The sequence below is a fragment of the Clostridium aciditolerans genome (assembly GCF_016316925.1).
GTDB classification, from domain to species: domain Bacteria; phylum Bacillota; class Clostridia; order Clostridiales; family Clostridiaceae; genus Clostridium_AM; species Clostridium_AM aciditolerans.
Genome location: NZ_JAEEGB010000013.1, coordinates 66,769 through 80,634, shown reverse-complemented (window position 1 = coordinate 80,634; position 13,866 = coordinate 66,769). Strand labels below are relative to the sequence as shown.

The following is a 13,866-nucleotide window of genomic DNA, read 5'->3' as shown; positions in this document are numbered from 1 at the left end:
ATGAGTAAAATTCTTGAATTGCGCGAGAAACGCGCTAAAGCATGGGACGCAGCAAAGGCATTCCTTGATTCAAAACGTGGCGGTGATGGACTGTTATCCGCTGAGGACACGACAACCTATGAAAAAATGGAAGCCGATGTGGTGGCTCTTGGTAAGGAAATTGAACGTTTAGAACGCCAAGCATCTATCGACTTGGAACTGTCGAAAGCAACCAGTAACCCAATTACCAACGAACCTACTAGAACTGGAGAGGAAATGACCGGTCGTGCAAGTGCTGAATACAAAAAAGCTTTCTGGAATGCGATGCGTGACAATGTCAGCTATGAAGTAAGGAACGCTCTAAAGATTGGCACTGATTCTGAAGGTGGATTCCTTGTGCCAGATGAGTTTGAACGTACTCTAGTAGAAGCTCTAGAGGAAGAAAATATTTTCCGTAGGTTGGCCAATGTAATTACTACATCTTCTGGTGACCGTAAGATTCCTGTTGTTGCAAGCAAAGGTACAGCAAGCTGGATAGATGAAGAAGGAGCTATCCCAGAAAGTGATGACAGCTTCGGTCAAGTATCCATCGGGGCCTATAAACTAGCGACAATGATTAAAGTCTCTGAGGAGCTACTAAACGATTCCGTGTTTAATCTCGAAAGCTACATCACAAGAGAATTTGCCCGTCGCATTGGTAACAAGGAGGAGGAAGCCTTCTTTGTAGGTGATGGCACAGGTAAGCCAACAGGAATTTTAAATGCCACAGGCGGCGGTCAAGTTGGTGTTACTGCGGCAAGTGCCACTGCCATTACTTTGGATGAGGTTTTAGATTTATTCTACAGCTTGAAAGCACCTTATCGTAATAAGGCAGTATTCATAATGAATGATGCCACTATAAAAGCTATCCGTAAATTAAAAGACGGTAATGGCCAGTACCTATGGCAACCTTCCATCCAAGCGGGAACACCTGATACTATTCTTAACCGTCCGCTGTACACCTCATCCTATGTACCTACTATTGAAGCAGGTGCAAAGACTGTGGTATTCGGTGATTTTAGTTATTACTGGGTGGCAGACCGTCAAGGACGAGTATTCAAACGATTAAATGAACTCTATGCTGTTACAGGTCAAGTAGGATTTATTGCGACTCAGCGAGTTGATGGAAAGCTTATCTTACCGGAGGCCGTTAAGGTACTCCAACAGAAAGCCTAACGGAGGTGCTTTATGAGTTATAACACGAAGAATTATACCGAACAAGGCGGAGAAAAAACTGTCATCGGAGGTGTTTTAGAAATTAAAGAAGGGGCCTCGGTTATGGGGCTTCCTGTTGCTGAAAACCAGGCAGACAGCACCGCCACCGATGTTGCTGGTCTAGTTACGGACTTTAATGCCTTGCTTGCCAAACTAAAAGCAGCTGGGCTTATGGAGGCTGACTAAGGTGGAATGTAAAGGAGGTTGGTGGTATGGCAGTGGCAGATAATCTCTTGCCTAAAGTTAAAGCGAACTTAATTTTAGCACATGATCAGGATGATGCCCTCCTTATTGGATTTATCACTGCTGCAGTCTCCTATGCACAGAGCTATCAGCACGTTCCTGAAAACCATTATGAAACACATGCTATGCCTCCAACAACAGAACAAGCAGTGATCATGTTGTCGAGTCATTTCTATGAAAGTAGAGATGGCTCGACGGCAGGTTTCTTTGCTGATAGCGTACAGGCGGGACAACAAGTATGGAATACAGTGAACTTGCTTTTACGACTTGATCGAGAGTGGGGTGTTTAGTGTGAGCTTTGGGAAGATGAACACCTTTATCGATATCATTTGCACGATACCCACAAAGGATAAGGAAGGCTTCGCCACAAAAGATAACAACATACTCGCAAGTGTACTTGCTTACAAGGAAGATCGGCATGGCAGTGAGCGATGGACGAATATGGCATCATTTTCATCTGCAACTTCCCTATTCAGGTTTAGAAAAATCTTCGGACTTAAGGTGACCAATGAAATGGTTATCGTCTGCGATGATGGCAGATATCAAATTTTAAGTGTTGAGGATGTAAGAAACCGAGGGATGTATGTCGAGGTTTTAGCCGAAAAGCTAGAACCAACTGTGAGGTGATGGATATGGCAAAAGCGAATATAAAGATGCCAGAAGAATTCCTTTTAAAGGTATCCCGATTAGCTGACCAGACCGATGTGATTCTTCCTAAGGTTTTGGAAGTTGGCGGTGAAGTGGTGCTGGATAAAGTCAAGGGAAATCTAAGTAAGGTGGTAGGCAAGGGCACGAAATATCCATCCAAAAGCACTGGCGAGTTGCTATCTTCATTAGGACTCTCGAGTGCAAAGCAGGATAGAAATGGTAACTTCAATGTAAAAGTTGGCTTTGCTGAGCCGCGATCTGATGGTGAGAGCAATGCTAAACTTGCCAGCATCATTGAATATGGCAAACATGGTCAGCCTGCAAAACCCTTCCTAAAGCCTGCGAGGAATTCATCTAGGAAACCTTGCATCAACGCAATGGTCGCCAAGCTGGAGGAGGAGATCGAGAAGATATGAATATTTTAGAGGAATTGAATACCCTTGTTTCCACTATATTGCTCCCCGTGGAAACTGGGGTTTTTTCAGGTTTGGCACCAGATGAGTATGTCGTGATTCTCCCTCTTTCGGATATTTTTGAAGTTCATGCGGATAACCGTCCAGGCTTTGATGTGCAGGAAGCGAGGATATCACTGTTCTCAAAAAATAACTACCTAGAGCGGAAAAGACAGCTCACAACTGCTTTAATAAATGCAGATTTTACTTTGACCGAACGAAGATATATCGGTCACGAGGATGATACTGGATATCATCATTATGCCATCGATGTGGCAAAAAACTATAGATTGGAGGAATAACACATGGCAACGATCGGTCTTGATAGACTGTACTATTCAAAAATAACCGAGGACACTAACGGTGAGGAAACTTATGCCCAACCTTCTGTACTTGCAAAAGCCATCACTGCTGAACTCTCGGTAGAACTGGTGGAAGCAATTCTGTATGCTGACGACGGAGCGGCTGAGGTTGTGAAAGATTTTAACAGTGGTACTCTCACTCTCGGTGTAGACGACATTGGTCCGACAGTCGCAGCGGATTTAACTGGTGCTTCTACAGATGATAACGGAGTATTAATCTCAGCCAGTGAAAACGTGGGTACACCCGTTGCAGTTGGGTTTCGTGCGCAAAGGGCTAATGGAACATACCGCTATTTTTGGTTGTATCGCGTTAAGTTTGGACTACCAGCAACCAACTTGCAGACAAAGGCTGATTCCATTACCTTTTCTACACCCACCATTGAGGGAACCGTTATGCGTAGAAATAAGCTGGATGGATTGGGCAAGCACCCATGGAAAGCGGAAGTTACAGAAGGTGATCCTGGTGTTTCATCGACCACCATAACAGGTTGGTTCACAGAGGTCTATGAACCTGTATATACACCTGAACCATAGGAGGGGAAATCATGGATAATGATAGAAGTGCCACAATTAACATAGGTGACAAAGAGTATGAACTGGTTTTAACTACACGTGCAACAAAGGCCATTGCGGGTCGTTACGGTGGTCTTGAAAACCTTGGAGAAAAGCTGATGAAATCAGAAAACTTCGAGATGGCACTGGACGAGATTGTTTGGCTAATTACATTGCTTGCAAACCAGTCCATTTTGATTCGTAATCTTAAGAATAAGAACGCACCTGAAGAATTGTTGACAGAGGAAGAAGTAGAGCTTCTTACCTCACCGCTTGATTTATCGGCATATAAAACTGCAATTACCGAGGCGATGTTCAAAGGTACAAAGCGAAATGTAGAAAGTGAGGAGGAAACTCCAAAAAACGTGGAAGTCGGGTAACGGACGATGAGGTCTTTACCCGGCTTCTTTATTATGGAACAGTTCAGATGGGCATGGAGACAGAGGAATTCTGGCTTATGCCAATTGGGCTGTTTTTTGATTTATGGACTTGTCATAAACAATGGCATGGTATTGAAAAGCCAAAGAAAACACGGACCATTGACGATATTATCCCACCAGGTATTTAGGAGGAGGTGAAGGCATGGCAGACAATTTTGGTTTAAAAATAGGTGTTGAAGGCGAGCGTGAATTCAAGAACGCACTGCGAGAAATCAATCAATCATTTAAAGTATTGGGCAGTGAAATGGCCCTTGTAACGAGTCAGTTTGATAAAAACGATAAATCCATTCAGTCAGTTACCGCTCGTAATGCCGTTTTGAATAAAGAAATTGACGCACAGAAAGAAAAGATTTCTACCCTTAAGGCTGCCCTTGATAATGCCTCCTCCTCTTTCGGTGAAAATGACCGTCGCACTCAAAACTGGCAGATACAATTAAACAGGGCTCAGGCAGAACTGAATCTTATGGAGCGTGAACTTGAAGAGTCAACAATTGAAGCGGATAATCTCGGTGAAGAGTTAGAGGATTCTGGAAAAAGTGCAGAGGATGCTGGTGGCAGGTTTGAAAAGCTTGGCGGTGTACTCAAGGGCATTGGTGTGGCAATGGGCGCGGTAGCAGTTGCCGCTGGAGCCGCGGCTATTAAGTTAGGTAAAGAAGTAGTTACTCAGTTCGGAGAATTGGAGCAAAACCTAGGTGGATCGGAGGCGGTTTTTGGAGCATATGCTGCATCGATTCAGAAAACCGGTGAGGAAGCCTATAAAAATCTAGGTGTTTCCCAAAGTGAGTACCTAGCAACTGCTAACAAAATGGGCGCGTTGTTCCAAGGTTCTGGTATACAGCAACAGAGAAGTCTTGAGCTAACTGAAAAGGCCATGCAACGTGCAGCAGACATGGCATCGGTTATGGGTATTGATATGTCCTCGGCATTAGAGGCAGTCACTGGGGCGGCAAAGGGTAACTTTGATATGATGGATAACTTGGGTGTAGCGATGAACGCTACAAACATTGAAGCCTACGCTCTCGCAAAGGGTCTGGATTTCACTTGGAATACTGCAACACAAGCGGAAAAAGCCGAAGTTGCAATGCAAATGTTCTTTGAGAACACGGAGCAGTATGCAGGTAACTTTGCAAAAGAATCAACCCAGACGATTTCTGGTTCTATTGGTTTGCTACAGGCTGCACTTGGTTCATTTACAGCCGGACTCGGCAATGCTAATGCCGACATGATAAATCTGACTGAGAATCTTGTGGAGGCTTTCGAGGCAGTTGTAACTAATATCGTACCGGTCTTGGAAAATATCGTAGCCGCATTACCAACAGCGACGGGCGCAATATTAGCAGCGGTTGCAGACTTGCTTCCAATGCTTCTTGAATTAGTTACAAATATATTCACACAAGTACTGGAAACAATTTTGAGCCTTTTACCCGAACTTATTCCAGCTGCGGTAAGTGCTCTAATGACGATTGTCGGTGCATTAATTGATAACCTTCCACTGCTGATAAATGCAGCAATCGAACTAGTAACAGCACTTGTGGATGGGATCGGAATAGCGTTGCCACAACTCATCCCTGCCGCGGTTTCTGCTGTAATGCAGATTGTCCAAGGATTGATGGATAACCTACCACTCATTTTAGATGCCGCTTTGCAGTTGATTATAGGATTAGCACAGGGATTGGTAGAGGCAATACCTCAGCTTACTTCTGCCTTACCGGTCATCATCAAAGCAATAGTGGATTTTATCATTGCATCTATTCCACAGATCATTGATGCGGGTATTCAATTATTGACCTCACTGGTCACAGCTTTGCCTACCATTATTACAGCAGTTGTGGAAGCAATTCCGCAAATTATCGATAGTATCATCAGTGCTGTTATTGGGTCGATTCCTTTGATTATTGATGCAGGTATCCGGCTTCTAATATCACTCATACAGGCATTGCCACAGATTATTACTACTGTTGTAGGTGCTATTCCCAAGATTGTTAGCTCGATGGTCAATGCCATTATTGGTAACATCGATAAGATTATCTTAGCGGGTGTACAACTGTTTGTGGCACTGATTGCAAATCTGCCAAGGATAATCGTGGAGATCGTAAAAGCCGTACCGCAGATTATCTCTGGACTGGTTAGGGCCTTTACTGGCTATATCGGTCAAATGGCACAAGTGGGCGGCAATTTGATTAAAGGGTTGTGGAAGGGTATATCAGACGCAGGTGCATGGTTATGGGGTAAAATATCCGGGTTTTTCGGAAATGTTGTATCGAGGATTAAAGACTTCTTCGGTATCCGCTCCCCTTCAACTCTATTTGCTGGAATTGGCCACAACATGGGTGAAGGTATCGGTGTAGGTTTTGAGGATGCAATGACAGCAGTTTCAAGGGATATGCAAAATGCAGTACCAACCAGCTTTGATTTTAATTACAGAGGTGTATCTGGACAAGGTAATGCCACGGGTTCAAGTATCACTCAAAATATTTCAGTTGTGACACCTAAAGCTCTATCAGAAAAAGAATTAGCACGGGAGTTTAAGAACCTATCCCGTAAACTGGCACTTGAATTGTAAAGGAGGTACGGAAATGGAGCTAACATACACCAATAGAGATGGAGAGAGTATTACGCTTAAGCAAAGCCGACCGTACTTTCTTACGAAGGTAGACGGTACTGGAAATATTCGTCAAACCGTCAACACTTTCAAGGCGCCGGATCAGGATGGCGCTTTTTATATTTCCTCCACACTAGATATGCGAAACATAACGATTGAAGGTACGGTTGTTGCTGATACTCCCGATGAAGCCTTTAAAAGGAGACAACGATTCCTTCAAATATTCAGCCCAAAGCTACTAGGGACCCTTCAATACCGTGACCGACAGATATCCTGCGTGGTGGAGGAGGCAGGTTTTAGTGTTTCTAATCGGCAACGAATACCAAACTTCTTTGTCAGTCTACTCTGCCCATCCCCTTTCTTCGAGACATTAAATGAGGTGCGAGAGGAACTGGCATCATGGATACCGCTATTTGAGTTTGAATTGGAAATTCCTATGAGTGGGATGGAGTTCGGAATGCGTCAACCTAGCCAAATCATTACAGTGGAAAATATCGGGGATGTATCTTGTGGATGTGAGATTGTATTCCGAGCCTTAGGTACTGTGTCGAACCCTGAACTATTAAACATAGACACGGGAGAATATATCCGACCTCTCACTACAATGAGCGCTGGGGATGAACTTCGCGTATATACCCACTTCGCTGGTAAGCGTGTGGTCCAGATTGATGGGTCAACGATTACAAATGCTTTTTCACTGTTGGATACCAATTCGGTGTTCTTTCAACTCGCGGCAGGTCTTAATACACTACGATACGATGCTTCAGTCAATATGGAACTGCTAGAGGTTAGTATTTACTTTCGTCCGCAGTTTCTGGGGGTGTGAAAATGGAACTGTATATCTACAATTCAAACCGAGATCTTGTGGGCATTGTGGAGTCCTTCGAGTACTTACGCTGGACGAGACGCTATTCCCAGTGTGGCTCATTTGAGTTAAAAGCGATTGCAACTTTGGAAAATACAGAACTATTAAAGGAAGGGAATATCATCTGGAAAAATGATGATGAGGAAGTCGGGATCATCGAACATCTGGAACTTTCTCAAACCGAGCATGAAATTATTACTGCAAGTGGTCGGTTTGCAACTTCCTTCCTCTCCCGCCGCATTGTTTGGCAAACGGAGAAATTGTCTGGTGATATTTCTACTTGTGTTGAGCAACTTTTAAATAATAATCTTATCAATCCTTCTGATGTAGCAAGGAAGATTGCGAACATATCCTTTTCTGCTCCAAACTTTAATGTTCCTATCAGCACACAGGTATCGTATCGAAATTTGATGGATGCTGTGACGGAACTATGTGTTGCATCGGATGTTGGCATTAAGACGGTGTTCACTCCTACTACAGGGGTTTTTACCGTAGCGTTATATATGGGAACGGAATCACAAGCTGTATTTACTAAGGAATATGAAAACCTTACAGAACAGATTTATACAATAAGTGCTGGAGATTATGCCAACACCGCCCTTGTTGGTGGTGAAGGAGAAGGTCCAGACAGAACTTTTGTTGCAATTACAAGTGGCTCTGGTGAGACAAGGCACGAAATTTTTGTGGATGCTAAGGACTTACGGGCAGAAGACTTTGGTTTAGATTATATTGATACACTAATCTTTCGAGGTCAAAGTAAGCTGAGTGAGCAAGCCATACGCTATTCATTTGATACATCGGTCAATCCACACGGTAATTTGTCATATAAGATAGACTTCGATCTTGGGCAGACCGTCAAAGTCATTTCCAAAGCATGGGGTGTATCCATGACGACACGCATCACCGAAGTTGAAGAAACCTATGACGCAGATGGCCAGAGTATCAGTGTAGTATTCGGAAAAGCTGAATTGACAATAGCCCAAAAATTACACTCCGACTTGAGCGAGGTGAAAACAGCAATATCGGCTCCAACTGGCATATCTGAAATTGCACAGGCTTTAAGAGCAGTGGAGGATACGCTAGTAACAGTTGAGGAAACCTTAGGCGACTTGACGGAGGTAGATTCAAAGATTCAAGGAGACAACGTAGCATCTACTATCAACAATCTGTATGGAAAACTACCTGCGCTCGAAATCAATGTTGGCGGAGGAACTATATCGATTGGACAATATGCGTTGTATTATATGAAACCTGGAGATGCCTTTTATTTCACCTCATGGAGTGGCAATAAGTTTAGTGACCAGCCAAGTGACGACGGCCATGTCTTTTTGATAAAACATAGCGGGGACAATACGGGAAATGGATATCAGCGGGCAATGGGTTTCTTTATTTCTCGCAATACGCTGACATTCTATGTGATTTCTGTTTTCGTATTTAATAACCCTTCTGGACAAGCAAACTGGCTTAATATCAATAATGAACCTGTAACTACTGCAAGAATTGCCAATGGAGCAGTTACAGGTTTAAAAATTGCAGACCGTACAATTACAGCTACTAAAATGGTTTCTTCTTTTAGCGACTATTCAACTACAGAACAAAACACAGGGCGGCTCTGGATAGATGGCAAGACGATTTATCGTAAAGAGATAAATCTCGGTTCGCTTACGGATACAACACCAAAACATGTACCTCATGGTATAGCAAACCTCAGCACTGTTGTCAGTTTAACCGGTTTTGTCACGAATGGGAGTGTTTTCTTGCCACTGCCCCTTGCTCGTTACAACAACTTTGCATCTCAAATCGGACTCTTCGTGAATATGACCGACATTGTAGTCGAACCAGGCAATGATAGAACTGCATATACAGGCTATGTAGTTATAGAGTACACAAAAACCGTTTAGTAAGGAGGGAATAGTTTATGGAGAAAAGTGGATTTTTCAACTCATCTGATGGAGATAGAATCTATGACGCAACAGATTTCGCTGCATATTTTGGAAGCCTTGTCTCGAATGGTGTATTTTATTCTACACCAACAAACCTTCTGGTGTCTCCAGGGATTGGGTTGGTAGTGAGCATAGCAGCGGGCAGTGCGTGGATTAATGGTTATCGATATGAAAATACGGATGTTTTAAACAAACCACTTTCTACAGCAGACGGAAGCAATCCTCGCATAGACCGGGTTGTGGTTCGCTTAAGTCAAATTACGAGGAGCATTCAGCTTGCCATTGTCACGGGTACTCCCGCAGCAACACCCATAGCTCCAGAGTTGACAAGAACAAGCGATGTCTATGAACTTGGCATCGCTGATGTTTTAGTACCTTCGGCTGCCACATCGATTTCAGCAAATAACATTATAGATACCCGATTGAATACTAGCCTTTGTGGGCTGGTAAACTCGCTAGTTTCGGCTGTTTATGAATAGGAGGAGGTGAATGTAAGTGGCGGATATTAATGGCATCACTCTGCAGGCGGGTTCTAGCCCGACCGTCCATTACACAATTACTTATACCAAAAGCCGTCTAAATAATAGTCAGATGAGATACAATTTCACCATATCCGCTGCGTTGGGTTCATCAGGTTCCTTTATCCGTAGTGGTTATGCATTGCTTTGCACTATGACTGTAAATGGATCTTCTTCACAGGTACGTATTAAAGCGGCGGATGGAGATAACTGGGAAGGGACCACACCAAGGCTCAGATATGTTTCGGTAACCTGCGCTTCTACTACAGGTAATGCAACCCAGCCAGTCACATTCAAAGTGGTATCTGATGGACGATTGCCATTATCCTCTGGTGTAATTACCAATTCAAGCTATACGGTACTAAGTGCTCCATTGCTTACTACAGCTTGTGGAGCCCCAACATCTTGTACTGTTTCTCCAACACTTGCGGAAAGGAATGTGACTCTTTCTTGGAGCGGTGCTTCTGGAGGCATCAATAATACGATTTCCAGTTATGAGATTCAATATAGTGATTCCGCCGATAATGTCACATGGGGAGCATGGACTGCTCTGACAACGGTGACCACCACAGCGACAAGTGGTAGTGTATCCGTTGCACCGCCTCCTACCCGAGGTAATTATCGTAGATTTCAGGTACGAACCCGTGGTACAGCAGGTGCTAGTTATTACTCTAGCTGGAAAGTATCCACAAACAGCATCCGCAGAAATACGGTGCCAAAGCCAGCGACGACTGCTGTTGCCTCACCGGCAGCATATAGCGATGAGACTATCACGCTTAATTGGAGCGGAGCATCTAACGGTACCAGTCCAATTAAGGGATATCAAATTGCCAGTCGCACATCTACGGATAATAGTACTTGGAGTGCGTGGAATGTGTTGACCACGTTGACACTGGCGGCAAGCGGAGGGAGCTATAACCCAATAGTTTCAAGGACTCCAGGAACATATACTCAATTTGGTATTTGGACAATTGATACATTGGATGTTTATTCAATAGAAAAAGTCAGCAATAGTATCTATTGTAATGTCACAGCTTGTGCAGCACCGACCCTTTGCACGGTAAGTGCAACATTATCTGAAGGAAATGTCACTCTTTCTTGGAGCGGAGCATCTGGCGGTGCAGGTAACCCTATCACTTCCTATGAAATACAGTACAGTGATTCACATGATAACATCAATTGGGGTGCCTGGTTGGCATTGGCTATAGTCAATACTTCTGCAACAAGCAGTATTTTAAATGTCAGTCCACCTGCTATACGTGGCCATTATCGTCGGTTTCGAATAAGAACTCGTGGTACGGCTGGTGAGGATTATTACTCAGACTGGACTATTTCCAGCAATACTGTTCGTAAAAACATACTGCCCATACCACCGACTATTTTTGCCGCAAACCCTCCTATATATGAAGCTAATACAATAAATCTTTCATGGAGTGGGACGGTACCTGGAACCAGTGCGATTAAGCAGTATGTCATACAACAGTCTACATCGACAGATGGTGTGAATTGGTCGGCATACGTAGCACTGACTACTATTATTTCAAGCAATACCTCAGGTAGCCTTCAGGTAAATGCTTCACAAATAGCTGGTCGGTATACCCGTTATCGAATCAGTGTTACAGATGCACTTGATGCAGTTTCTGCCTTTGTAGTTAGCAACATGGTAAAGAAAAACAGCCCACCTGCATCACCAGTAGTGGACTGTCCAATGTCTGGCAATTTTACTTATAACTCTACACCACGTTTTATGATTACAACAGGAATTGAACCAGATGGACAAACACAAATAGTGGAGGTAAGGATTGACTCTGGTCCATGGCAAAATAGCGTGGACAATCCTGAGCGGTTTTCTGTAAGCGGCTATCTTGGTAATGGTGTCAAGACGGTTTACCAAGCAGAACCTCTTTCTGTAGGAAATCATACGGTTACTTTTCGTTGCCTTGACAGTGATATCGAGTCAGCAAGCACAGAAGTTGTTCGTACCTTCACGATTTTAGCATTACCTTTTGAAATCATCACCGCTAATGTGACACATGTAAAGGCAGCGCATATTAAGACGCTTCGAACTGCTATAAACAGGGTACGTAGCTATTACAATATGTCCCCTGCAACTTGGAAAGAGGAGATCATCGCAAGAAAGACCACTGTTAAGAATTGGCCATTCCATATCGTTGAAATGCGTAAAGCTATTGATGCGATTACTATGATAATTAATAGTTTTGATTCTTCCCATGCATTCGATATACCATCTGTCACATGGCTACCTATTGGTACAGGAAGACCAAGGGCAGATGTAATGCAACAAATTCATGACCTAATTCAAATAATATAAAGATAAAATTCAGCGCTCTTGCAATTTGCAGGGGTGCTTTTCTATATACAAATACTCGAAACGGAGGTGTTTTTAATGAAAGAGACTTGGAATTGGATACAGCTGACTTTTGCCGCTGCCGGTGGATTTTTCGGATGGTTTCTCGGCGGTTATGATGGATTTCTCTATGCACTGGTAGCCTTCGTGGTCATCGATTATCTGACAGGTGTCCTTTGTGCAATTGCGAATAAAAAACTGTGTAGCGAAATCGGTGCTAAGGGAATTTTCAAAAAGGTGCTCATCTTTATAATGGTAGGAATCGCTCATATTATCGATACACAAATTTTGGTTAGTATTGGAGAAAATAGTGGCATTTTACGAACAGCAGTAATCTTTTTCTACCTAAGTAATGAAGGAGTATCCATTTTGGAGAATGCTGGACATATTGGACTGCCTATCCCAGAAAACCTAAAATCGGTTTTACAGCAACTACATGGACGTGATGGGGAACCGCCTAAGCCTGGTGGTGGAAGATGATTGACTTAATATTTGATTAGAGGTGATTTTAATGAAGTTACGCAAACTATTACTTACGAACAATGCCTGCTATAAAGCGGGTAAAACCATAACGCCAAAGGGTATTATGGTTCACTCGACTGGTGCAAACAACCCATGGTTGAAGCGCTACGTTGGCCCAGACGATGGCTTGCTAGGAAAGAACCAGTATAACAACCATTGGAATCAAGACAAACCTGGAGGGCGTGAAGTCTGTGTCCATGCCTTCATTGGTAAATTAGCAGATGGTTCCATTGCTACCTATCAAACATTACCTTGGAATCACCGAGGTTGGCATGCTGGCGGAGCTGCGAACAATACTCATATTGGATTTGAAATTTGCGAGGACGGATTGACCGATGCCTCGTATTTTTCTGCTGTTTACAAGGAAGCTGTGGAGCTTTGTGTACATCTTTGCAAACTCTATGGATTTAGCGAAAAAGATATCATCTGTCACAGCGAAGGTTATAAACGAGGCATTGCCAGTAACCATGGGGATGTGATGCACTGGTTCCCTAAACATGGGAAGAGTATGGACACCTTTCGAGCGGATGTGAAGAAATTACTAATCACAGAAAATAAGCCAGCAGAACCAGTGAAAAAGAAATATTACCGTGTGCAGATCGGTGCATATTCGGATAAAGCAAATGCTGAGGCACAGCTTGCCAAAGCTAAAAAGGCAGGCTTTACGGATGCATTTATTAAGTATGATTAACAAATGGAGCGAGTTAAAAATCATCAAGCCTCTCAAATAATATATCAAACTATTAAATGTATGTAGCCTGTGGGGGTTCTTCCCTTGCAGGCTCTTTTTTTATGCTCTGATTCAAATTAAATTCTACAAATCCTCAACTTCGACCTGTTCCCACGGCTATTAGGTAGGAGGTGATTCTCAGTGAATCAGCACGAGGATAAAAAAGTTACGAAGATATCAGATGAAGTTATAGACAAAAGCACTGCACTAAAGAGAGTATCACAGGAACGGTTACAACGTGAGTTTGATTATATCCAGGCAGAAAAATTACTTAGAAAGATGCTCGAAAAAGGCTTAATAACTGAAGTGGAATTCAACAAGATAGACGCACTCAACCGCCAAACTTTCTCCCCTTATTTGGCAGAGATAATGCCCTGAAATCGTTGAT

The 13,866-nt window shown here is 43.2% G+C and carries 16 protein-coding genes; all 16 read left to right on the top strand.

Annotation, left to right across the window (positions count from 1 at the left end; translation table 11 throughout):
- The 16 genes from I6U51_RS11510 (at position 1) to I6U51_RS11435 (ending at position 13,856) form a co-directional block, all read left to right on the top strand.
- The gene (locus I6U51_RS11510) at positions 1 to 1,194 is read left to right on the top strand and encodes a phage major capsid protein (RefSeq protein ID WP_211142778.1); all 1,194 of its coding nucleotides are present in this window, start codon (positions 1 to 3) and stop codon (positions 1,192 to 1,194) included.
- Positions 1,195 to 1,206: 12 nt separating this feature from the next.
- Positions 1,207 to 1,419, top strand: coding sequence for a head fiber protein (locus I6U51_RS11505; protein WP_000121277.1), 213 nt, complete (start codon positions 1,207 to 1,209; stop codon positions 1,417 to 1,419).
- A gap of 26 nt (positions 1,420 to 1,445) precedes the next feature.
- Positions 1,446 to 1,766 carry a head-tail connector protein gene (locus I6U51_RS11500; RefSeq protein ID WP_063442158.1) on the top strand — a complete coding sequence of 107 codons (321 nt, stop codon included), beginning with the start codon at positions 1,446 to 1,448 and terminating at the stop codon, positions 1,764 to 1,766.
- Between the two features lies 1 nt (position 1,767).
- Positions 1,768 to 2,103, top strand: coding sequence for a head-tail adaptor protein (locus I6U51_RS11495; protein WP_211142777.1), 336 nt, complete (start codon positions 1,768 to 1,770; stop codon positions 2,101 to 2,103).
- A gap of 5 nt (positions 2,104 to 2,108) precedes the next feature.
- Positions 2,109 to 2,540 (top strand): HK97-gp10 family putative phage morphogenesis protein, encoded by a 432-nt coding sequence (locus I6U51_RS11490; RefSeq protein WP_079421694.1) that lies wholly within the window; start codon positions 2,109 to 2,111, stop codon positions 2,538 to 2,540.
- Positions 2,537 to 2,878, top strand: a complete 342-nt coding sequence (locus I6U51_RS11485) for a hypothetical protein (protein ID WP_063442154.1) — start codon at positions 2,537 to 2,539, stop codon at positions 2,876 to 2,878. The genes I6U51_RS11490 and I6U51_RS11485 overlap by 4 nt, the downstream gene beginning before the upstream one ends.
- 3 nt (positions 2,879 to 2,881) lie before the next feature.
- Entirely contained in the window at positions 2,882 to 3,472 is a 591-nt protein-coding gene (locus I6U51_RS11480; protein WP_035197483.1) for a major tail protein, read from the top strand.
- An 11-nt stretch (positions 3,473 to 3,483) separates the two neighbouring features.
- Positions 3,484 to 3,870 (top strand): hypothetical protein, encoded by a 387-nt coding sequence (locus I6U51_RS11475; protein ID WP_018664397.1) that lies wholly within the window; start codon positions 3,484 to 3,486, stop codon positions 3,868 to 3,870.
- A gap of 202 nt (positions 3,871 to 4,072) precedes the next feature.
- Positions 4,073 to 6,493 (top strand): phage tail protein, encoded by a 2,421-nt coding sequence (locus tag I6U51_RS11470; protein WP_211142776.1) that lies wholly within the window; start codon positions 4,073 to 4,075, stop codon positions 6,491 to 6,493.
- A 13-nt stretch (positions 6,494 to 6,506) separates the two neighbouring features.
- Positions 6,507 to 7,358, top strand: coding sequence for a phage tail family protein (locus I6U51_RS11465; protein ID WP_211142775.1), 852 nt, complete (start codon positions 6,507 to 6,509; stop codon positions 7,356 to 7,358).
- Positions 7,359 to 7,360: 2 nt separating this feature from the next.
- The gene (locus I6U51_RS11460) at positions 7,361 to 9,298 is read left to right on the top strand and encodes a siphovirus ReqiPepy6 Gp37-like family protein (protein WP_211142774.1); all 1,938 of its coding nucleotides are present in this window, start codon (positions 7,361 to 7,363) and stop codon (positions 9,296 to 9,298) included.
- 17 nt (positions 9,299 to 9,315) lie between these two features.
- A complete protein-coding gene (locus I6U51_RS11455; RefSeq protein WP_018664403.1) occupies positions 9,316 to 9,819 on the top strand; it encodes a hypothetical protein in 504 nt (167 codons plus the stop codon).
- A 16-nt stretch (positions 9,820 to 9,835) separates the two neighbouring features.
- Positions 9,836 to 12,190: a hypothetical protein gene (locus tag I6U51_RS11450; RefSeq protein WP_343069631.1), complete on the top strand. Its 2,355-nt coding sequence runs from the start codon at positions 9,836 to 9,838 to the stop codon at positions 12,188 to 12,190.
- 75 nt (positions 12,191 to 12,265) lie between these two features.
- A complete protein-coding gene (locus I6U51_RS11445) occupies positions 12,266 to 12,706 on the top strand; it encodes a phage holin family protein (RefSeq protein WP_211142773.1) in 441 nt (146 codons plus the stop codon).
- Positions 12,707 to 12,737: 31 nt separating this feature from the next.
- A complete protein-coding gene (locus I6U51_RS11440; protein ID WP_211142772.1) occupies positions 12,738 to 13,439 on the top strand; it encodes an N-acetylmuramoyl-L-alanine amidase in 702 nt (233 codons plus the stop codon).
- 180 nt (positions 13,440 to 13,619) lie between these two features.
- Positions 13,620 to 13,856, top strand: a complete 237-nt coding sequence (locus I6U51_RS11435) for an SHOCT domain-containing protein (protein WP_012102967.1) — start codon at positions 13,620 to 13,622, stop codon at positions 13,854 to 13,856.
- The last annotated feature ends 10 nt before the right edge of the window (positions 13,857 to 13,866 follow it).

Coding starts and splice junctions, on each gene's coding strand:
- I6U51_RS11440 (WP_211142772.1), top strand. CDS start 12,738: ATGAAGTTACGCAAACTATTACTTACGAACAATGCCTGCTATAAAGCG.
- I6U51_RS11485 (WP_063442154.1), top strand. CDS start 2,537: ATGAATATTTTAGAGGAATTGAATACCCTTGTTTCCACTATATTGCTC.
- I6U51_RS11465 (WP_211142775.1), top strand. CDS start 6,507: ATGGAGCTAACATACACCAATAGAGATGGAGAGAGTATTACGCTTAAG.
- I6U51_RS11490 (WP_079421694.1), top strand. CDS start 2,109: ATGGCAAAAGCGAATATAAAGATGCCAGAAGAATTCCTTTTAAAGGTA.
- I6U51_RS11445 (WP_211142773.1), top strand. CDS start 12,266: ATGAAAGAGACTTGGAATTGGATACAGCTGACTTTTGCCGCTGCCGGT.
- I6U51_RS11505 (WP_000121277.1), top strand. CDS start 1,207: ATGAGTTATAACACGAAGAATTATACCGAACAAGGCGGAGAAAAAACT.
- I6U51_RS11480 (WP_035197483.1), top strand. CDS start 2,882: ATGGCAACGATCGGTCTTGATAGACTGTACTATTCAAAAATAACCGAG.
- I6U51_RS11470 (WP_211142776.1), top strand. CDS start 4,073: ATGGCAGACAATTTTGGTTTAAAAATAGGTGTTGAAGGCGAGCGTGAA.
- I6U51_RS11510 (WP_211142778.1), top strand. CDS start 1: ATGAGTAAAATTCTTGAATTGCGCGAGAAACGCGCTAAAGCATGGGAC.
- I6U51_RS11460 (WP_211142774.1), top strand. CDS start 7,361: ATGGAACTGTATATCTACAATTCAAACCGAGATCTTGTGGGCATTGTG.
- I6U51_RS11455 (WP_018664403.1), top strand. CDS start 9,316: ATGGAGAAAAGTGGATTTTTCAACTCATCTGATGGAGATAGAATCTAT.
- I6U51_RS11500 (WP_063442158.1), top strand. CDS start 1,446: ATGGCAGTGGCAGATAATCTCTTGCCTAAAGTTAAAGCGAACTTAATT.
- I6U51_RS11475 (WP_018664397.1), top strand. CDS start 3,484: ATGGATAATGATAGAAGTGCCACAATTAACATAGGTGACAAAGAGTAT.